The organism is Algoriphagus oliviformis, from assembly GCF_017254915.1.
GTDB lineage: Bacteria > Bacteroidota > Bacteroidia > Cytophagales > Cyclobacteriaceae > Algoriphagus > Algoriphagus oliviformis.
This window is the reverse complement of the sequence record NZ_JAFKCT010000007.1, coordinates 283464-305154: the sequence shown is the minus strand read 5'-3', so window position 1 is coordinate 305154 and position 21691 is coordinate 283464. Positions and strand designations below refer to the sequence as shown.

The window sequence follows — 21691 nt, the reverse complement described above, 5'->3', positions numbered from 1 at the left end:
ATATCATAAGCCGAAGATATCGCGATGGCGTAGATTGTCTTTCTTCGCCAAGGCGAACCTCTTTTACGGCAGACTACAAAAAGACCACGAAGTGGTCAACCCTTTCAATAGCCTCCGGTGCAACCGGTGGCTAGTTGATCCCAAGGCCAACCCCAATGGTTAATGACAAGTCCGACCCCTTTCGGAGTTGCAAGCGGTGATATCATAAGCCGAAGATATCGCGATGGCGTAGATTGTCTTTCTTCGCCAAGGCGAACCTCTTTTACGGCAGACTACAAAAAGACCACGAAGTGGTCAACCCTTTCAATAGCCTCCGGTGCAACCGGAGGCACCAAGTGATCCCAAGGCCAACCCCAACCCCAGCGGGGTTGAACTCATAGCAAGTACTTCTCGTCAAACTCGATTTCATACTCCTGAAGCAAAGCTTTGTATTCATCCAAAAAAGTCGTCTTTATATGGTGCTCTTCTTGGTTTTTGATGTACTTGATCAGACGTTCCTTCGCCTTTATAGATTCCGAAAACGCACCATACCCGTCCTGCCATCCCCTGAAATCCGGAAAGATTTCTTCACGCTTGATGAAGTCGTCAGCGGCCAGCTTGATGTCCTTGACCAAGCTTGCGATGGATATTGTCGGGTGAATGTGCGTCAAAATATGGAGATGGTCTTCCACTCCATTGATTCGATAGAGGTGGCAGTTTTTGTTGGTGAGGAGGTGATGAACATAGGCAAACAGCCTTTTCTTTTGGGCGGGGACGATCGTTTTCTCACGATGTTTCGTGGAAAAAACCACGTGGTAGATCAATTGCGTGTAGGTGCCCATACAAAGCTGATTTGGCTCCGTGGAATTTCGGTGATTCTATGATGAAAGACAATTGAAAAATTCAACGCCCTTCGGGATCAGTTCGACACCCTTCGGGGTCGTTTTGACTTATTTATCGCTTCTCGTCCATGGGTTGCACCCATGGTTAATGAGAAGTTTGACCCCTATCGGGGTCGCAGCATCGACGGCGCGGGAGTTTTGGTCATCAGGAAATGAACGACCACGAAGTGGTCAAATCTATCAAGCGACCGGGGTACCAGGTGATACCATATATATCCCCAACAGCGTTGAACTTCGATGGACAAGTTCGACACCCTTCGGTGTCTTTTTGACCTATTTATCGCTTCTCGTCCATGGGTTGCACCCATGGTTAATGAGAAGTTTGACCCCTATCGGGGTCGCTGGCTGTGATATCCTGAGGTCTTAGGTATCGTGATGAGGTGAATTTTCTTTCCTCGCCAAGGCGAACCTCTTTTACGGCGGACTACAAAAAGACCACAAAGTGGTCAAACCTTTCAATAGCCTCCGGTGCAACCGCGGGCACTAGGTGATCCCAAGGCCAACCCCAACTCCAACGGGGTTGAACATCCTGTGCCTTTAGGATTTCGCCCGTTTTTTGATCAACTTAAAACGCCCAAAAACCTATACCCATGAAAAACCTGTTTACCCTGCTCTGCTGGTTTGCCCTCACTTTTTCAGCCCTGGCCAATGACGGCTACGGGCTATGGCTGGACTACAGTCCAGTGCAAAACACCCAACTCCGATCCGACCTTTCACGGCTCTACTCGGGCTTTTACTTTTTTGGAAAAAGCCCCACCTACGAGGTCATCCAAAAGGAATTGACCCTTTCCGGGGAAAAGATGCTCGGCCAATCTCCCGTGTTCACCACCGAAAGACTCGCGCAAACCCAGGTCTGGCTGGGTACCCGGGAGGAGCTCTCCCAAGTGCTCAGCCTCCAGCAGCAGACGTCCCTCAGGGCGCTCGGAGAGGACGGCTTTTGGCGTGGGCCGATCACCTTCCAAGGCAAAACCTACTACGCCATCATCGGCAACAGACCCGTGGGCGTCTTGTACGGTGTCTTCGACTGGCTCAAAAGCATCCAAACCGACTCTTTCGATAAGACTGCCGAAAAAACTGACAGCCCCAAGGTTAGACTCCGCATGCTCAACCATTGGGACAACCTCGACCGAACTGTGGAACGAGGCTATGCGGGTTTCTCCATCTGGGATTGGCACAAGCTCCCCGGCTACGTCGATCCCCGCTACCTCGACTACGCCCGCGCCAATGCCAGCCTCGGCATTAATGCCGTCTCCCTGACCAATGTCAACGCCAACGCGCGCATCCTCACCACCGACTTTATGAAGAAGGCGAAGGTGCTTGCCGACCTTTTTCGTCCCTACGGGATCAAAGTGTTCCTCACGGCCCGCTTCTCCGCGCCCATGGAGATCGGAGGGCTGAAGACCGCCGACCCGCTCGATCCGGCCGTAATCGACTTTTGGAAAAAGAAAACCGAGGAGATGTACTCCTTCATTCCGGACTTTGGCGGCTTCCTCGTCAAGGCCAATTCCGAAGGGCAGCCCGGCCCACACGAGTATGGCCGCAACCATGCCGAGGGGGCAAACCTGCTGGCGGATGCACTCGCCCCCCATGGTGGCGTGGTGATCTGGCGGGCTTTCGTCTATTCCCACGAGCTGGACGAGGATCGGCACAAGCACGCAAACCTGGAGTTTGAGCCCCTGGATGGGAAATTTCGGGACAACGTGATCCTCCAGGTCAAAAACGGCGCGATAGACTTTATGCCTCGGGAGCCTTTCCACCCCCTCTTCGGAGCCATGCCCCAGACCAACGTAGGCATGGAGTTTCAGATCACCCAGGAGTACCTCGGGCAGGCCACGCAGTTGGTTTATCTAGCCCCGATGTGGGAGGAAGTCCTGCAAAGCAAAACCTACCGCCCTACCCCATCCTCCACCGTGGGCGGCGTCGTGGATGGCAGTGACTCGGGCAAAAAGCTGACGCTCGTCGCCGGCGTTTCCAATATCGGCACCGACCGCAACTGGACCGGCCACCTCATGGCCCAGTCCAACTGGTATGCTTTCGGAAGGCTGGCCTGGGATCCCGATTTGACTTCCCAGACCATTGCCGAGGAGTGGGTGAAGATGACTTTTGGCAGAGACCCCGAGCTGCTCTCCAAGGTGTCTGGGATGCTGCTCGATTCCCGCGAGGCCGCGGTCAACTACATGATGCCGCTCGGGCTGCACCATATCATGGGTTGGGACCACCACTACGGCCCCGGCCCCTGGGTGACGGGTGGCAGGCCTGACTGGACCGCGCCCTACTACCATCAGGCGGACAGCCTGGGGATAGGCTTTGACCGGACGGCCAGCGGCAGCGACGCACTTGGCCAGTATGCCCCCGAAATCGTGCAGGCTTGGTCGGATCCCCAGCAGATCCCGGAAAAGTACTTGCTCTGGTTTCACCACCTGCCCTGGGATTTCAAACTGCAATCCGGCAGGACGCTCTGGGATGAAATCGGCCTCCACTACGACGCGGGGGTGAAATCCGTGAGACAAATGCAGGAAACCTGGACGTCAGTCCAAGACAAAATCGACCCCGAACGCCACGAGCATGTGCGACAGCTGCTGGCCATACAGGCAGAGGAGGCCGAGTGGTGGAGAAACGCCTGCCTGCTGTACTTCCAGACTTTTGCGAAGCGCCCCTTCCCGGCGGAAATCGAGCAGCCGACCGGCGATCTGGAGGAATACAAAAGCCGACGCTTCCCGACGGCTCCGGGGATAAGGCCTAGATGGTGAGAAGCTGGAGGTTAGGAAGTTAGGAAGTGGAGACTCCCTCATCAGCTATCCTTCTACACAAGGCAGGTTTCTCCGATAGTCGCATACAAACTATCAGACGGACAGGAGCGGAAACTCGGAGCGGTTGGAAACGGATAATGGAGAACATCGCTCAGCTCTATATCCAGAGCTTCGCCAATTGTTCCACTTTGGCCTCCTTCCACAAGATCGTCCGCTAATATTCCAATCCGAATCCAAAGGGAAACAGGGTGTCTTTTTCAGGATAGCCAGGCGCATCGGGGTCTTGGGTTTTGATGGCCTCCGGGTTGTTTGCGAGAGCAAACGGAAGCTTTCCTGTTGGCTTGAATTTCCCGGTAAGGATATCCATCACCGCGGCGTCACTCACGCCAAAGGTTGCCAAAATCACCCCGGAATTTAACATGCCACTTGCCTCGTCCAAGACATAAGGTTGACGGAAGTCGATGGACAAAACGGTCTTTTCGGGCCCCAATTGCTTCATTACAGCCTGTATGTCCTCCAACGAAGGAGAGATTTTCCATGACTTGGATTTAGCCATGTCCGAAAAGGCCAAGAGATCAAGTTCGTCAGGCTGAGCCCCACCAAACATCCGATCTGTCCCTCTTTCATTGGTGACATGAACCCGGATGATGGCGTAGTCGATATCTTCCGTGGGCAGTTTCATTGCCTCTCCTTTGGCAGCGTCGTAGTCTCCGGAAAAAGCCTTAACAGCTGTCCAACTGTCCGTTTTGAATAGCGAGGGATTGACTCCCATGGTAAACACCCTCAAGGAATCCTTCCCATCGGGCTTTGCCAGCGGCAACACGTTTTTATTCTGGAGCAAAACGATGGACTTTCTTTGCGCGAGGTCTGCTTTTCTCTGGAACGACGGATTCCCGATCAAATAGGCCGCCCGGTTTGGATCGACAAATGGATTCTCAAACAAGCCCAATTCAAACTGTTCTCTCAACAATCGTTTGACCGATAAGTCAACCCTTTGCTCGGGAAGTTTTCCCGAATTCACCAGTCCGAGAAGCTGCTGGTTGTTGTTGAAACCTGACAAAATATCTGTTCCGGCTTCAATGGCTATCAGGATTTGCTCCTCCACAGACTTGTCTTCCAAGCCCCAAGCTCTGTCTCCAATAATTCCCGTATCCGAGTTGACGTATCCTTGGAAGCCGAGTTTTTCTCTTAGCAGATCGGTTAAAATACCCTTCGAAAAGGCCATCCCCACATCATTGGGAAGGTAGGGCTGACCTACGGGAATCCCATAGTAAGCCATGATCGAAGAGGCTCCCGCATCAATGGCCGCCTTGAACGGCTCGACATGGTAGTCAAACCTGCCCGCAGGATAGGCCTGATTTTTACCAAAACCGTAGTGCGGATCGCCTCCTCCTTCCTGTGGGCCTCCACCTGGAAAATGCTTGATCGTCAAAGCGACACTCTTGGAATTCAGAGACTCGCCCTGAAGATTTTTAATAAGGACCGTGATGATCTCCGAGGCAAGTTTGCTGTCCTCCGTAAAGGTCTCGTGCACTCTATACCAACGAGGTTCCGTAGAGAGATCCGCCATGTAGCCATACATGCCTCGCAAACCTATGGAAGTCCATTCTGCCGCCATGGTCTTCGCAAAGTCAGCGATCAGCCCCAAGTCGCGGGTGGCGGCGAGCCCACTTTCTTTTGGCCAAGCCGAAAAAGCACCGGATTCCACGTTGATACCCGCTCGTGGGTCATAGTCCATGTGATTTCTCGCATTGGACTTAAACATCAGAGGAATTCCCAATCGGCTATTTTCCGCAATTTCCTGGACGGCATTCATAAACTGGGCGGCTTCATAGGGCGTGATTTGAACGCCTGCAAACCCATTCCCAGCCCCCCCTGTCCGGACCGGGCTTTGGGTCACGGAATTTCGAAAAATGAATCGGGTCATTTTTTCTTTCTCGATGAAATCCACAGCCCTTTCGGAGACTTTGCCATATTCCTCGGCATTTAGGGTATTGATCAAAAGCATCCCTACCTTTTCCTCCAAGGTCATCTGGCGGAGAAGGTCGGCCACCCGTGCATCGACCGATTGCCTCCAGTCCTCATAGACATCCAGTTTTTGGTTCTTGTTGAGATCCTTAAATTCAAGTTGATCCTGGTGGATCACGTTTACGGACCTCGCCTCGACTTTTGGTGGGTGGGTGGGGCCTGTCTGTCCGACTGATTTTTCAGCAAGACAGAATATCCCTAGAAAAGCTATAACAGATGCTTTGGCCATGATGGGGTGGTTTTTGGGTTTTTGTCAGTGACCTAATATAAAAAATCTTCCAGTCGGCAGCTCGCTGTCAGTTATTTCATCCACAGCACCAGTATGTTTTACTTGATTTTCTTTTCTCGCCCCCTCTGTTTTTCCCTTTAAGCCCTGAGACGCACATGCTCCCCCCTACATTGTTCCCTTGATCTGCTTTCCCTATTTTAAGCTTTCGAAGTCACCCCTCTGACACGCTTTTTATGAAGAAATCTCTCAGTTTGTTCTTAGCCTCAGCGCTGATATTCGCCTGCTCCCCCCAGCCAAAAGAAGACACTAAAAACACGGCTCACTACCTGAGCAACCGCGCGCCACTTGTCCAGACCCCTTATCTGGAGCTCCCCATAGGAAGTATCAAACCAAAGGGATGGCTCGAAGACCAGCTCAAGCGCATGGCCACCGGGCTGACTGGTCACTTGGACGAGGTCTATCCGGAGGTGGTCGGAGCCCGGAATGGCTGGCTGGGCGGGGACGGGGACGGCTGGGAGCGCGGTCCCTATTGGATCGACGGGCTTTTGCCGCTTGCCTACATTCTCGATGACGAAGCCCTCAAAGCCAAAGCCCAAACTTGGGTGGATTGGACCCTCAACAACCAAGCGGAATCAGGATACCTTGGCCCGATTCCCTTTGAAACCGACCCCACACCTGAACCCGGAATCCAAAAGGGCCCTCGGGAGGACTGGTGGCCCAAGATGGTGATGCTGAAAGTCCTCCAGCAATACTATCAGGCGACCAGCGATCCGCGGGTGGTTGAGGCTTTGACCAAGTATTTCCACTATCAGCTGAGAGAGCTGCCACAAAAACCTTTGGACCATCTCTCCTTTTGGGCCAATCGGCGCGCCGGAGACAACCTGCTCGTGGTGTATTGGCTGTACAACATCACCGGAGACGAGAAGCTGCTGGAGCTGGGCGAGCTGATCCAAAAGCAGACCTTCCCCTGGCAGACAGTCTATACCAACTCGGAGAATGATTTGCAGCATGACAACACCCATTTCTACAACCAGATCAAAACCTATCCCTTTGATTCGGCAGAGATCGCCACGATCACCCTTTCCAAACTCCCCGGCCTCCACACGGTGAACGTGGCCCAAGGCCTGAAACAACCCGTGGTTTACTACCAAAAAAGCGGTGACGGCGACGCCATCGCTGCCGTAAAAATGGCGCTCAAGGACCTACAGACCTACCATGGCCAAGCCCAGGGCATGTACGGTGGCGACGAGCCCCTGCATGGCAACAATCCTGTTCAGGGCATAGAGTTCTGTTCCGTGGCGGAGGAAATGTACTCTCTGGAGACTATGATCAAGATCACCGGCGACATGGACTTTGCCGATCTCTTGGAGAAAATCACCTACAACGCCCTCCCTACCCAGGCATCGGACGACTTCACTTCCCGGCAGTACTTTCAGGCGGCCAACCAAGTGGAGCTATCCGACCGGCTGGAAACCTCCTACGAAACCAAGAACCACGGTGGGACGGACTTTGTCTTTGGGACGCTCTCGGGCTACCCCTGCTGCACGACCAACATGCACCAAAGCTGGCCGAAGTTTGTCCAGAATCTCTTCTACGCCACGTCCGACGGCGGGGTGGCAGCCATCCAGTATGCGCCGAGTGAGGTGGAGCTGCTGGTAGGTCAGGGAGCAAAATTGAGACTAACCGAAAAGACCGGCTTCCCCTTTCGGGAAGAAGTGAACTTCGAGCTGGAGCTTTCCGAAAGCAGCCGCTTTCCTTTCCACCTTCGGATTCCGGCTTGGGCTAGGGACTTTGAGATTTTGGTCAACGGGCAGAAACAAGACGTCGACACCAAAGACGGGATCGCCATCCTCGACAGGGAGTGGAAAAGCGGAGACCTGGTCAAACTCCGACTTCCCATGGAACTCAACTCATCAACCTGGTTCAAAGGCTTGGTCAGCATCGAGCGCGGGCCGCTGGTGTATAGCCTGAAAGTCACCCATGACGAAAAGGCCAAAGACAGAGGAGACCGCTTCAGGGCCTTTACGGAAGTCTATCCGACCTCGGACTGGAACTTCGCGCTAAGCCAAAGTGACCTCGAAAACCTCGAGGATGTCGTAGGGATAAAGGAAACCGAATGGGACGGAAGCTACCCTTGGAATCTGGAAAACGCCCCGGTGGAACTCCACCTTTCGGCAGTCCAGCTTCCCGAGTGGACTCTGGTCAACGGAGCGCCGCAGCTTCCGGAGAAGGCTTTTTCCAAGATCTCCAAGGAGGAATGGGAAGGGCGAAAAAAGACCGTCACGCTGATCCCCTATGGCTGCACCACCCTTCGGATCACGGAATTTCCCACCCTTGCGATCGAGTAGCCCAGGCGATATCCAGGACATTTAGCCCGCTCACCGACAAAAGGACACAGGAGCTGGAAACGGCAGGCTTGGTCTCCCTATTTTTCGCCTATTTTACAGACAGCGCCTACCATGGCTTGTTTATTGATTTGAAAAGGGCGGTTCGTCAATTGACAATACGAATTGGACGGATCGCCCGACCCAACTTAACCCAAGTCCAAAACCGGGGCAAAAACACGGCTTGTTTTCATCCATGGGAAGCTGAGCTGGAGCGTATGCCCAACGGTCTGTGGACAAGATTCTACAGTCAATACCCGTTTTTTCTGTGGAAAGAAGCATTCAGTGATTACCTGTAAATTATTTAAGCTATTACGACCAAGCGATATTTGTTTAAGTTTTTCAAGGTTCTGGGGATCATCCTCGGGGTCGTTTTGGTGATCTTGATCGCCGGGGTGTTCTTTGTCCGCAGCCCTTGGGGACAGGAGATCATCGTCGGCAAGGCGGTTTCTTTTGTCAAGGAGAAAACCGGAACCGAGATCCAAATCGGCAGGCTCTTCGTGACCTTCGGGGGAAATATTTTCCTCGAAGACCTTTACCTAGAAGACGAAGCCCAAGACACGCTCCTGTATTCCCAAAAACTCGAGGCCGGGCTGGCGCTCATGCCCCTGATCACCACCGGAGACATCCACGTCACCAAACTGGACTGGCAAGGCCTCACCGCCCGGGTGAGCCGTCCGGAGTCCAGCGGCAAGTTCAACTTTGACTTTCTCCTCGAAGCCTTTGCCTCGGACAGCACCCAGGCGGCTCCAGTCGATACCGTCGCTTCCGACCCCATCACCATTTCCATCGCCCCGGCGAGTTTCCGGGACTTTGACCTCGTGTACGACGACGAAGTGATGGGAATCGATGCCGCCCTGCGGCTGGGAGTGCTCGATGTGGACATTTCGGAGATAGACCTGGAAAAGTTCTTCTTTTCCATCGACCAGATCGTACTGAAAAACACCACCGGCCACTACCATCAAAGCAAGCCTTTTCCTCCCTCCGAGGAAGAGGACAGCACCTCGCCCCTGCCCCGCGTGGAGCTGGACGAACTGCTGCTCTCTGGCATAGACCTGGACTACCAGAGCGAGCCAGACCGCATGCAGGCGCTGGCGAAAATAGGTCTGCTCATCGTCGAGCTTCCCGAAGCCAGCCTCCAAGACCAGATCGTGCACCTCGCAAAAATCCACCTGGCGGGCAGCAGCCTGAGCTATTCGGATTTTTCGGAGAAAGCAGAACCAGTCGAGGAGCCGAGCGCGGATTCGGCGGCCTTTGCCTGGCCGGACTGGGTGGTGGAAGCGGATCAGATCCGCATCGACTCCACAGACCTCACCTACCAAACGGCCGATGTTGCGGTGAAAAAGGGGCAGTTTAATCCCGAGCTGATCTCCATCTCCGGTCTGACGCTGGATGCTGGTGATATCCTGCTCGAAGACCGCAAGGTAGCCGCCGAGCTGCGGGAGTTCCGCTTTGTAGAGGGCAGTGGCTTCGAGCTGTCGCAGTTTCAGTTTGACCTGGCTTTGGATGATGAAACTATCGAGATTGACGATCTGATCCTGGAAACCAACCGGTCCTATCTTGCTGCCAGCACCCGCCTCGACTATGCCTCCATCAAGGAGCTAATCAGCGCTCCTGAAAGAAGCCAGATCGAGCTTGAGATAGCCGACACCCGCCTGGATGTGCGGGATGCGTACTTTTTCTCCCCAGAGCTCGCTCAGGACACCCTCATCCGCGAACTTGCCAAAGCCCCCATTCTGCTGGATGCCGAGTTGGAGGGCGATTTGGAGAATCTTGACATAGCCTCGCTTGGCATTGCCTGGTCGGAGACTAGGCTACAGGCTGAGGGGACAGTACGATACCCCATGGACATGGAGCAGCTCCGGATGGATTTGCCGGAGATCCGAATGGCGTCCACCCGCGCCGACCTGACCCGCTTTGTGGATGAAAAAGCCTTGGGCATACAGCTGCCAGAGACACTGAGCCTCCAATCCAGCGTCGAAGGGGCCCTGGATGAACTCTTGGCCGAGCTGGATCTGGAGACCAGCTTGGGAAACATCGCCCTGAAGGGAGCTTTCCAAAACCAACAAACCCTGGCCTTCGATGCCGATTTGGAGGTAAAGGCGCTGCAGCTGGGTACGCTGCTGCAAATGCCCGAGCTCGACACGGCCAGCTTCCGGATCAAAGCCTCCGGCGCGGGGACGGATATCTACTCTCTCAATGCGGAGCTGAGTTCTTCCTTTGAGCGGCTGCGCCTCTATGGGGGAGACTACAGCGGGCTGAACCTGGAGGGAAAACTGGTCAATGGTGCCGGCGACGTGCACCTCTGGATCAAGGAGGAATTCATAGATTTTGACCTGCTGACCCAGCTGGACTTGGACTCGGCCAAGTCGAAAATAGACCTCAACCTCAACTTGGAGGGAGCGGACTTTCGCGAGCTGGGCCTGACTGGGGAAAATAGCCGGGCAAAACTTAAGCTCCAGGCCAACTTTGAGGGAAATCCAGAGGCATTTGACCTCAGCGCCCATTTGGGCGACGGCAACGTCTTTTTCAAAGACCGGAACTACCAAACCGGCACGCTGGACCTCGCCGCCCATCTCAGGCCGGACAGTACCAGCCTGGACATAGACAGCAAGATCATCAACGGCTACCTCCGCTCCAACTCCTCGACGGCAGCGCTACAGACGGCTCTTTCTGACCTTTTCACCCACTACCTGGACTCCACCGCCCAGCGCAACTACCAGGGCGACTCCCTGCGGATGAATATCGACCTGCGCATCGCACCGGATCCCATTCTCACCGACGTGCTGCTGACTGGCTTGGAAAGCTTTGACAGCGCACGGGTCAAGGTGGACTTTGTCCAGGCGAGCGACTCCCTAGTCGCTGCGATCGACTTCCCCTACCTCAACTACGGCGGTACGGAGATCGACGAGCTGCATGTGCAGATCAACGGCGACCGAAATGAACTGGATCTGGCGATGGGATTCCAGGGCCTGACCACCGGTCCCGTGGCGATGCAAAAGACGGAGCTCACCGGCATACTGGACAATTCCCTCCTGAAGCTGGACTTCATCACCCATTACCAGGACGAAGTGCTTGCGCAGATTCCATTTGAGATCGGCATATCGGGCGACTCCACGCAGATCCATATTTCCCCGGAAAACCTGAAGTTGAACGGCGAAGCTTGGGACATCCCTTCGGACAACAGCGTGACCTACTCCACAGGCAACCTGCAGTTCCGCGACTTCGAGCTCAGCAAACAGGGCCAAAGCCTCGTCATCGAAAACGACATCCCCGGCTTTACGGAAAAAAACATCGCGGTCGAATTCAACGACTTCCGAATGGAAACCTTCACGGAAATGCTGAACCCCAGCGACAGCTTGGCGGCTGGAGCGCTCCGGGGCGAACTGGTCGTGGAGAATCCCTTTGGAGCTACCGGCCTGATGGGAAAACTCACCATCAACGAACTGGTCGTGATGGCCACGCCGCTGGGGACGCTGGACCTGGAAGCCACCGCAAAAAGCCTCGGCAACTACGTGCTTGCCCTTACCCTCCAGGATCGGGGCGTGGATCTGGGACTGGAAGGAAGCTTTGTCGCGGATGAGGCAGGAGCAAACATCGACTTGGATCTGGACCTTCGGAGAATCGACCTTGAAAAAATCGCCTCCCTTTCCCAAGGCCAGCTCACGGATGGACAGGGCTACTTGAGTGGAAAAGTAAGCGTCGGCGGTACCACCACCGCCCCAATCTATGAAGGCGAGTTCCAGTTTAACGAAGCTTCTTTTGTCCCCACCCAGCTCAGCACCAAGTATGTCCTTTCGGATGAGACTCTTCGCGTGGACAACGACGGGGTCTATTTAGACCAGTTTACGATCAGGGATGGAGATGGAAACACCTTTGCCGTGGACGGAACGGTGTACACCGAGGACTTGACCAACCCGTCCTTTGACCTGCAGCTGGATGCGGAAAATTTCCTGGCGATCAACTCCACCAATGAGGAAAACGAACTGGTCTTTGGCAAAGCCTCCTTGGACGCGGACGTCAGCATACAGGGTGACCTGGCTCTTCCCATCGTACGGGCGAACCTCCGTGTGCGGGACAATACCGACCTCACCGTGATCATTCCCGAGTCGGAGCTGGATCTGGTGGAGCGGGAAGGCGTGGTAAACTTTGTCAACCGATCCGACCCCAACGATATCCTGACCCGTCCTCTGGACGAGACCACGAGCTCCTTTGCCGGGTATGAGATCCATGCCGCGCTGGCGGTTGACCCGGAGGCGAACTTCAAGGTCGTGATCGACCCCTCCACCGGCGACAACCTCACCATTGCCGGGGAATCGGAGCTCCGCATGGACATCAACCCCAACGGCCGCATCACCCTCACCGGTGCTTATGAGGTCAACGGCGGCTTCTATGAAATGTCACTCTACAACCTGATCAGCAAGAAATTTGACATCAATCCCGGCAGCCGCATCACCTGGAACGGCGATCCCATGGATGCCACGCTGGACCTACGGGCGATCTATGCGGTGGAAACCAGCGCCGCAGACCTGATGTCCTCGCAGCTTTCCGGCTCCGACAGCGAAACCATCAGCCAGTATCAGCAGCGGCTGAGCTTTCTGGTCTATCTCAACGTAAAAGGAGAGCTGCTCAGACCCGAGATTACCTTTGCGCTGGACATGCCCGAGAGCGAGCGCGGGGCTTTTGGGGGAAATGTCTACTCCCGCGTGTTGCAGGTGAATGGACAGGAGGATGAGTTGAACAAGCAGGTTTTTTCCCTTTTGGTCTTAGACCGCTTCTTTCCATCCACCGGAAGCGACGGCTCCAGCGGCGGGGCCGAAGCCATCGCGCGCAACAGTGCCAGCCAGCTCCTTTCCAGCCAGATGAACGCGCTTTCCAGCAAGATCTTTGGAGAAAACAGCGGCTTCTCGGTGGGCTTTGATGTGGACAGCTACCAAGACTACCAGAGCGGCTCCGCGCAAAACCGTACCGACCTCAATATCAACGCCCAGCAGCGCCTATTCGACGACCGCCTCATCGTGGAGGTGGGCAGCCAAGTGGGGCTGGAAGGGAATTCCTCCCAAAGCCAAGAGCAGGAGGCCAACGCCCTCCTGGCCAACATCAGCTTCGAATACCTCCTCACCGAGGACGGGCGATGGAGAATCCGCGTTTTCCGCAAAAACCAGTTCGAGTCCATCATCGACGGGCAGCTCTTTGTGACCGGGATAGGATTGATCCTCAACCGGGAGTTTAACGAATTTTCCGAGCTCTGGCGGCCTCCCGTCAAGGAGGAGGAAGAGGAGGTGCTGACCAAAAAAGAAAAGCGGAAACGCAAAAAAGCCGCAAAAAAAACGAACAGAAAGAATGAAGATCCTGACCAATAGCCTGGCGACGGCAGTCCTGCTGATGCTGATCCTGGTGGGATGCAGCGTGAAAAAGTACATCCCCGAGGACGAGTTTCTCTACACCGGCGCCGAGCTGGAAGTCGCCTATAGCGGCAAGGTGGATGGCAAAAAGAAGCTGAACGCCGAGCTGGAGGGCCTGCTTCGGCCCGAGCCCAACGGGAAATTCCTCGGCATGTACGTCGGGCTTTGGGCTCACTACAAGACCCGCGGGGATTCGGCAGGTTTTATCCCCCGCTTCATCAACAAAAAGTGGGGAGAAGAACCCGTCTATTTCAAGCAGGTCAACACTTCCCGCACCGAGGAACTGATCCTCAACCGGCTGGAAAACCGCGGCTTTTTCTATGGGACGGCGACCTCTGAGGTTTTTAGAAAAAACAAGTTTGCCGGCGTCACCTACACGGCGAAAGTTGGCGAACCTTACCGCATGGACACGCTGATCATCGAGCGGGACTCCTCCCAGATCAGTCGGGAGATCGTATTTTCCCAGGAAAAACCCAAGCTCAAAAAAGGCGACCGCTTCGATCTGGATCGCCTGAAGCAGGAGCGCTCCCGCATCGACTCTCTGGTGAAGCTCAAAGGCTACTACAACTTCAACGCCGACTACCTCATCTTCGAAGCCGACACCAACGACACCGATTCCCTGCGCAACTTCCGGCTCTACCTGCGGATGAAAAACGCCGTACCCCAGTCCGGCAAAGTCCCCTACGTGGTCGACAGCATCAAGGTCTTTCCCAACTACTCCATCGAGGAGGACGAGACCGAGGCAGACACCGTGGTCTACAACGAGAAGTTTTACATCCAAGAGGGCACCACCTTCAAGGAGGATCTGCTGGACCAATACATCCTCATCGGCACCGAAGAGCGCTACGACCCCCAGAAGTCCCGACTCAGCAGCAATCGACTCAGCAACATCGGCAACTATAAATTCGTCAACCTGCGGTATGAAGACCTGAAGATCTTCGACTCCACCGGTCATCTGAGCGCAGAGTTTCACCTCTCGCCGATGACCAAGCGATCCCTGCGGGCAGAGCTCCTCGGGGTGTCCAAATCCAACTCCTTTGCGGGACCCACGCTCGGACTTGCCTACCGAAACAGAAACCTCTTCCAAGGCGGGGAAATGATCAACATCACGGCCAGAGCCGGGTATGAATTTCAGGTGGCCTCCGGCAATCAGGACAAGCTTCACTCCCTGGAGCTGGGCTTGCAGGGTGACCTGATCTTTCCGCGCATCATCTTTTTTGTGCCCGTGCGGGAGCGTTTCAGCTATTCCGTGCCCAAAACCAAAATCAGCCTGGGTACCGAATACCTCGCCCGAGGAGGACTCTATCGCCTGAATTCTTTCTTCACAAGTTTTGGCTACCTCTGGAATGCCAACCGATACGCCTTCCATGAATTCACCCCGATCAATATCAACCTGGTCAACCTTACCTACACCACTCCCGAGTTTGAAGAGATCCTGGACAGCAACCCCTTCCTGAGGAAAAGCTTCGAGCAAAACTTCATCCTGGGAATCAACTACGTCTTTAGCTACAACAAACTCAACGACCGCTACCGCACCCACGGCTACTTCCTCGGCCTCGGGCTGGACTTCGCGGGCAACTTGGCCAATGGACTGGAGAACCTCTTTGGCGAGAGTGACGGCAAGATCCTCGGACTGGAATATGCCCAATACGGCAAGCTGGATCTGGATCTGAGATACCACCTCAACCTGTCCAGGGAGCAGACCATCGCCACCCGACTCTATGCGGGCTGGGGCCTTCCCTTCAACCGCAGCCTTTCGCTCCCCTACTCCAAGCAGTTTTTCTCCGGTGGGCCGCACAGTGTAAGGGCTTTTCGCATCCGCTCCATCGGCCCGGGCAGCTACCGTCCGCCGGTGAGTGACAACAATTCCTACTTTGACCAGACCGGGGACATACGGATGGAGGGAAATATCGAATACCGCTTCCCCATCGTGTCCTTCCTGAAGGGGGCGCTCTTCATGGACGCGGGCAATATCTGGCTGCAAAACGAAAACGAGGCCCTCCCCGGAGGCAAGTTCAGTTCCAGCTGGTGGAAAGAGCTCGCCGTGGGCACGGGGCTGGGTCTTAGGATAGACATCCAGTATTTCGTGATCCGGTTTGACCTGGCCACCCCGGTCCGCGTGCCTTACCTGCCGGAGGGAGACCGCTGGGGCAACAGCTTCGATATCGGCAGCAAGACCTGGAGACGGGAAAACCTGATCTTCAACTTCGCCATTGGGTACCCTTTCTGATTGGAAAATTGGAAAATTTAAAAATTGCCAAGCTAGCGCTGGTCGTCATTAGTCGGTTCCTCGGGATTTCGGTTCCTCGGGATTTGCAATTCCGAGATGATCACGCAGGATTTGCAATCCATCTTCGAAAACCTGTTTGTTCGGATCACAGATCCTACGCTACGACTTCGGAATTGCAATTCCGAAGAGCGGGTTCCTAGGCAAAAAAGCCACAGATGCGCAGATCAAATCTGTGCATCTGTGGCTTTCGGTTCCTCGGGATTTGCAATCCCGAGGCGAACATGTAGGATTTCAAATCCGTCTTCCAAAAAACCTTTTTGTACGGATCGGAGATCCTACGATAGTACTTCGGAATTGCAAATTCCGAAGAGCGGGAAGAGCGGGAGCCTCGTCAATCGTACTTCGAAAATCAAAAATCCACTTACTCGTATTGAAGGACAATGGCCGGTGAATCAGCCAGCTTTTGGCGCAGGCTTTTTGGCAAAGTCACCACAGTCTTGCCGCCTTCGGTCTTCCATTTGAGGTTTCCTTTTTCGCCCAACACTTGGATCTTGGCCCCTTTGCTTGGCGCATTGACCGTCCAAGAGATGGTCTCGCCCAGCTCTTCTCCCTCTTCCAAAGGAAGAATCGCGTACAGCTCTTTTTCTTTGCCTTGGGTGAAATAGAGCTTGCCGTCCTGGAAGTTTTCGATCGCGCGGGTATTATAGATTCCGGCTCCGTTTACTTCCAGCCACTTGCCGATCTCCTCCAGTCTAGACACCTGCTCCGGCAAAAACTGCCCGTCCGCCGTCGGCCCGACTCCCAAAAGCAGGTTGCCGCCTTTGGCCACGATTTCCACCAGCAGGTGGATCACTTTGCGGGAAGGTTTGAATTTGTCATTGGGCACATAGCCCCAGGCACCACCCAGCGTGATGCAGCTCTCCCAAGGATCTGCGGACATGGTCGCGGGGATGCCCTGCTCTGGCGTACGGTAGTTTTCGTAAGGTCCGTGTACCGTACGGTCCACGATCAGGATGCCCTCCTGGTTTTTGCGGGCCATCTCAGCGATGCGCGGCATGTTGATCTCCTGGTCAAAGTCCGGGATCGGCGCTCCCCAACTCAGCACTTCCTCGTTGACGGTGGACTTGGGCCTTACCCAGCCCCCGTCCAGCCAGAGGATGTCGATGTCCCCGTAGCGAGTGGTGATTTCATTGAGCTGGTTGTAGGTGAATTCCTTAAACTGATTCCATCTCCAAGGATTTTTGCGAATATCGTAGTTCACGTTGCGGTCTGGAGTGGCGTAGTAGTCCCACCAGAAGTACTGGGAATGCCAGTCCGGCTTGGAGTAGTAGGCTCCGATCATCATGTCTTTGGCACGGAAAGCCTCGAATACATGCTTGGCCACATCCGCTTTCGGGTGATTTTTGAATGGGCCATCGGTGATCTTGTAGTCGGTGTACTGGGTGTCAAACATGTTGAACCCGTCATGGTGCTTGGTGGTAAAGACCACGTACTTCATGCCTGCTTTGGCGGCGGCATCGGCCCACTGCTCGGGATCGAATCCTTGGGGGTTGAACTCGTCCTTCAGCCCAAAGTACCACTTTTTGTAGTCCGTGTAGGTCTGCGTGGTGTCCTTGCGGCGAATCCAGTCCTCGTTGTTGATGCTCCAAGACTCCACGATGCCCGGCACAGCATAGACGCCCCAATGGATGAGGATGCCAAACTTCTGGTCACGCCACTGCTCGAGCTTAGCCAGGACTTCCGGCTCGGTGGGATACTGATAGTCTTGGGAAGTGGGGTGAAGGGTGTTTTGGGCGCGGAGCCCAAGCGAAACTACAAAGGCTGCAAAAAGCAGCCCTAGGGTCTTTTTACTCATGGGAAAGAAAATCTAAGATGGGTTTTTAGGCAACTGGAAAAAGTCCAGCGTCTAAAGGTAAGCCCGAGGGGGCAAGCGAACAAAAGAAAAACCGGATTCTGGCTTTTCAGGCGACCTTTCCCCAGCTTTCTCTCGCTAAAGCCTACTTTGAATCCAATCCAAAATCAGGCCCCTATACCGCTCCGCTTCGAGATCATGGATCAGCTCGTGGTACCCGCCTTCAAACAGCTCCAAAGTCTTGTCCGAGGACTTTGCTCCCGAAAACAGCAGTTCCGAGCCTTTGGGATTGGTCAGGCGGTCGGCCGTACCATGCAGGATCAGCAGGGGAAGGCTGAATTCCCCGGCGTGCTGTTGGACATACTTCATTTGATGGTAAAGCTCGGTACCGGTCCGTGCAGGAATGTTCTGCTGGCAATTCAATGGGTCGGCTTTGTACTTTTCAACCTCCTCGGGAATCCGGGAAATGCCGGCTATGTCCAACTTCAACGCCTTCAGCTTAGGAAGGTATTTACTTATCAAATCCGACACGGCGATCAGCAGTCTGGAGGTACCCTCCGCCTCTTGGATAGCCGGGCTGCTGAGGATCACACCTTGGGCTGCGGGTTTCTTTTTGAGCACAAAAGCAGCCACCAATCCCCCACCCATGCTGTGGCCATAGAGAAAGGCCGGCAGTCCGGGCAGGTAGTTTTTGGCTTTGCCAAAGAGCACTTCGATATCCTGAAGGTAGTCTTCGGCCGACTCGAAAAAGGCATCGGGATCTCCTGCGACGGATTTTCCATGACCTCGCCCGTCAAAGGTAAAAACGGCCACACCTGCCCCGCAGAGACTTTTAGCAAAATCCGCGTACCGGCCGCTGTGCTCCCCCAATCCGTGGACGAGCAGCATGGAGGCTTTGGGGCTATCCGGCATCCAAGCTTGGAGAAAAAGCTTTTTGCCGTCAGGAGTGGTATAGCTGGACTCGAAGTGCTGCATGGCCTGGGTGGGTTTGGGTTCCAAAATAGCCAAAAAGCACGGCAACTGGTGAAAATAACCTAGGGTTAAAACCCTAGGTTATCCAACTGCCGCCCCGACGGGGCTTTGACTTCGCGACAATCTCTGCGCGACCTTTGCGTTCTCCGTGTCTTGGCGGTAAATCCAGCGCGAAGCGCACAAAACAAGACCTAGGGTTAAAACCCTAGGCTATGCACCTGACGCCCCCGTGGGGCTTTGACTTGGCTATAATCTCTGCGTGACCTTTGCGCTCTCCGTGTCTTGGCGGTAAATCCAGCGCAAAGCGCACAAAACAAGACCTAGGGTTAAAACCCTAGGCTATGCACATGACGCCCCTGTGGGGCTTTGACTTGGCTATAATCTCTGCGTGACCTTTGCGCTCTCCGTGTCTTGGCGGTAAATCCAGCGCGAAGCGCTCACACAAGTCTTTTTAACCACGAAGGGCGCAAAGGTGCGCGAAGGAAAATAGAGTGAGGTTCCCGATTGGGCGAAGAGAAGGCGTAGCCCCTTTTGACCTTGAAAAAAGGCTAAGCTTCGTCCTTCCAGCACAGCAATATCCAAACAAGCATCACTATCTTTAACCGTAAACCCACTTTCACCGCATGATCTGTCAAAGCCTCTTTAGCCTGTTTTTCCTTCTTCACGTACTTTTTCACCCAACTCCCAAGCAAGACATCATCCGCCTCGCCGACCCGACGATCTTCTACCACGACTCGGTCTATTACCTCTACGGCACGGACGGCAGCGACTCCAACCATGGCTTTGAAGTCTATGTTTCCAGCGATCTGGAGGATTGGAAAAAGTCGGAGAAAAACGGAGGCTTTGCGCTGAAAAAAGGCGAGGCCTTTGGCAGCAAGGGCTTTTGGGCACCTCAGGTTTTTAAGTTCGAAGGGAAGTTTTACATGGCCTACACCGCCGATGAGCAGATCGCCATCGCCGTGTCGGACAGCCCACTGGGGCCTTTCACCCACGCTGGAAAATCCCATTTACCTGCGTCGGGCAAAGAGATCGACCCCTACGTATTCATCGACTCGGATGGCAAAAAGTACCTGTACCACGTCCGCCTCACCGAGGGCAACCGCCTGTATGTCGCCGAACTGAAAGATGATTTTTCGGGAATCAGGGAAGAAACGCTCCGCTATTGCTTTCACGCCGAGGAGCCCTGGGAAAACACCGCCAAGGTCGCCTGGACGGTATCCGAAGGCCCGGCGATCATCCGACACCAAGGCCTCTATTACTTCATCTACTCGGCCAACGACTTCCGGAATCCCGACTATGCCGTCGGCTACGCCTACGCGAAAAGCCCGCTCGGCCCCTGGACCAAAAGCGAATCGAATCCCATTTTCACCCGCCAAGATGCCCAAATCAACGGAACGGGGCATGGGGACTACTTCGTCGACCAGGACGGCAAACTGCGCTACGTGCTGCATACCCACGCCTCCGACAGCGAGGTGGCTCCGCGCAAAACGGCACTCATCGAACTGGAATTTGTCCCGTCGGGCAACGGCCAGGACGCACTGCGGGTAAAGGCTGGCAGTTTCCGTTTTTTGGAAAAATAGACAACCGAAAACCAAGGCAAAGACCTGAATAAACCCAACCCCAAAAACCTATGAAAACACCTCTTCGATTGATTGCCACCGGCTTTTTTGCACTGCTGATCTCGGTCAGCACGCTGGCGCAAAGCGGGATGTCTGCCGAGCGCCTTGCCCGATACGATGCCTTTTACCAAAAAGAAATCGACGAAGCCCGACTCCCCGGCGTCGTTACCTTGATCTACAAAAACGGGGAAAAGGCCCATGAATCAGCCCTGGGCTACAGCGACTTTTCCGCCAAAACACCGATGCGTACGGATCAGATCTTCTTCATCCAATCCATGACCAAGCCCGTGGTCAGCACGGCATTCATGATGCTGTATGAGGAAGGCCACTTCTTTCTCAATGACCCCATCTCCAAATACCTTCCTGAGTTCAAGGACATGAAGGTGGTGAAGGATCCGCAGGTCGGCAGCGCCTCCGGCTTGGAACCTGCCAAATCCCAGATCACTATCGCGCAGGTGCTGAGCCACACGGCTGGATTTCTCCATGGCATCGGCTCGACCAAGCTGGACGAGGAAGTGCGCGAGGCCATTTACATCTCCAATCCCAAGACACTGGAAGAGCGGGTCAAGGCCCTTGCCGCCCAACCCCTGGCCAGCCATCCGGGAGAAAAGTGGAACTACTCCGCCTCTCCCGATATCCTGGCGAGACTCATTGAGGTTTTCACAGGGATGAGTACGGCCGAATTCCTAAAAGCCCGGCTTTTTGACCCGCTGGGAATGAAAGATACAGGCTACAACCTCAGCGCTGCGCAGGCTCCGAGGATGGTGAAGCTTCACAACTTTGACGATGCTGGCCAGCTGATCACCTCCGAGCGACAGACGCCCACTTCTGGAAACACGGTCTTTGGAGGTACGCATGGACTCTTCTCCACTGCGCAGGACTATGCGCTTTTCGCCCAGATGATGCTAAATGGAGGCGAACTCAACGGCAAGCGCTACCTGAGCTCCAAGACCGTGGACATCATGCGGATCAACCAAAGCGGCGATTTGTTCCAAGATCCCGGAAAGGGTTTTGGGCTGGGTTTTGCCGTGGTGGATGATTTGGCCGATTCCAAAGCCTTGAGTTCGGAGGGGACGTTCTACTGGAGTGGGGCATTTTGCACCTACTTTTTCATAGATCCAGCCGAAAAAATGGTGGCCGTCTTCATGACCCAGCTCAATCCTTTCAGCGGCCACTACGAAAACAAGTTTCGGCAGATGGTCTATCAGGCCGTGGACTAGGCGAAGCCGGCACAAGAAAAGCCAGAAAGGCTGGCGCTTTTCTTTGTATTTTGATAAACTTGAAATGAATCCTGCGCCTCGTCGAGGCCGCTCCACCCCAAAGTGAAACAAGCATGCTTTT

General features: G+C 54.6%; 10 protein-coding genes. 6 read left to right on the top strand and 4 right to left on the bottom strand.

Going from position 1 to position 21691, the window contains the following annotated elements:
* Nucleotides 1–374: 374 nt before the first annotated feature.
* The gene (tnpA, locus tag J0A68_RS16655; protein ID WP_206579361.1) at nucleotides 375–821 is read right to left on the bottom strand and encodes an IS200/IS605 family transposase; all 447 of its coding nucleotides are present in this window, start codon (nucleotides 819–821) and stop codon (nucleotides 375–377) included.
* Between the two features lie 650 nt (nucleotides 822–1471).
* Here tnpA and J0A68_RS16650 point away from each other — a divergent pair.
* Complete coding sequence (locus tag J0A68_RS16650) at nucleotides 1472–3631, top strand: alpha-glucuronidase family glycosyl hydrolase (RefSeq protein WP_206579360.1); 2160 nt, start codon at nucleotides 1472–1474, stop codon at nucleotides 3629–3631.
* A gap of 214 nt (nucleotides 3632–3845) precedes the next feature.
* Here J0A68_RS16650 and J0A68_RS16645 read toward each other — a convergent pair whose 3' ends face one another.
* A complete protein-coding gene (locus tag J0A68_RS16645) occupies nucleotides 3846–5888 on the bottom strand; it encodes a glycoside hydrolase family 3 protein (protein WP_206579359.1) in 2043 nt (680 codons plus the stop codon).
* Nucleotides 5889–6139: 251 nt separating this feature from the next.
* On the opposite strand from J0A68_RS16645, the gene J0A68_RS16640 reads away from it, so the two are divergent.
* The 3 genes from J0A68_RS16640 (at nucleotide 6140) to tamL (ending at nucleotide 15907) form a co-directional block, all read left to right on the top strand.
* Nucleotides 6140–8236, top strand: a complete 2097-nt coding sequence (locus J0A68_RS16640) for a beta-L-arabinofuranosidase domain-containing protein (RefSeq protein WP_236025632.1) — start codon at nucleotides 6140–6142, stop codon at nucleotides 8234–8236.
* Nucleotides 8237–8601: 365 nt separating this feature from the next.
* Nucleotides 8602–13635, top strand: coding sequence for a translocation/assembly module TamB domain-containing protein (locus tag J0A68_RS16635; RefSeq protein ID WP_236025631.1), 5034 nt, complete (start codon nucleotides 8602–8604; stop codon nucleotides 13633–13635).
* Entirely contained in the window at nucleotides 13616–15907 is a 2292-nt protein-coding gene (gene tamL, locus J0A68_RS16630; protein WP_206579357.1) for a translocation and assembly module lipoprotein TamL, read from the top strand. Before J0A68_RS16635 ends, tamL begins: the two co-directional genes overlap by 20 nt.
* A gap of 421 nt (nucleotides 15908–16328) precedes the next feature.
* Here tamL and J0A68_RS16625 read toward each other — a convergent pair whose 3' ends face one another.
* Both J0A68_RS16625 and J0A68_RS16620 read right to left on the bottom strand, forming a co-directional pair.
* Nucleotides 16329–17762: an alpha-L-fucosidase gene (locus J0A68_RS16625; protein ID WP_206579356.1), complete on the bottom strand. Its 1434-nt coding sequence runs from the start codon at nucleotides 17760–17762 to the stop codon at nucleotides 16329–16331.
* 135 nt (nucleotides 17763–17897) lie between these two features.
* On the bottom strand, nucleotides 17898–18734 hold the full coding sequence (locus tag J0A68_RS16620) for an alpha/beta hydrolase (RefSeq protein WP_206579355.1): 837 nt from the start codon (nucleotides 18732–18734) through the stop codon (nucleotides 17898–17900).
* Between the two features lie 620 nt (nucleotides 18735–19354).
* On the opposite strand from J0A68_RS16620, the gene J0A68_RS16615 reads away from it, so the two are divergent.
* A complete protein-coding gene (locus J0A68_RS16615) occupies nucleotides 19355–20311 on the top strand; it encodes a glycoside hydrolase family 43 protein (protein ID WP_206579354.1) in 957 nt (318 codons plus the stop codon).
* Between the two features lie 50 nt (nucleotides 20312–20361).
* On the top strand, nucleotides 20362–21570 hold the full coding sequence (locus J0A68_RS16610; RefSeq protein ID WP_206579353.1) for a serine hydrolase domain-containing protein: 1209 nt from the start codon (nucleotides 20362–20364) through the stop codon (nucleotides 21568–21570).
* Nucleotides 21571–21691 lie beyond the last annotated feature (121 nt).

Coding starts and splice junctions, on each gene's coding strand:
- tnpA (WP_206579361.1), bottom strand. CDS start 821: ATGGGCACCTACACGCAATTGATCTACCACGTGGTTTTTTCCACGAAA.
- J0A68_RS16650 (WP_206579360.1), top strand. CDS start 1,472: ATGAAAAACCTGTTTACCCTGCTCTGCTGGTTTGCCCTCACTTTTTCA.
- J0A68_RS16645 (WP_206579359.1), bottom strand. CDS start 5,888: ATGGCCAAAGCATCTGTTATAGCTTTTCTAGGGATATTCTGTCTTGCT.
- tamL (WP_206579357.1), top strand. CDS start 13,616: ATGAAGATCCTGACCAATAGCCTGGCGACGGCAGTCCTGCTGATGCTG.
- J0A68_RS16625 (WP_206579356.1), bottom strand. CDS start 17,762: ATGAGTAAAAAGACCCTAGGGCTGCTTTTTGCAGCCTTTGTAGTTTCG.
- J0A68_RS16620 (WP_206579355.1), bottom strand. CDS start 18,734: ATGCAGCACTTCGAGTCCAGCTATACCACTCCTGACGGCAAAAAGCTT.
- J0A68_RS16615 (WP_206579354.1), top strand. CDS start 19,355: ATGATCTGTCAAAGCCTCTTTAGCCTGTTTTTCCTTCTTCACGTACTT.
- J0A68_RS16610 (WP_206579353.1), top strand. CDS start 20,362: ATGAAAACACCTCTTCGATTGATTGCCACCGGCTTTTTTGCACTGCTG.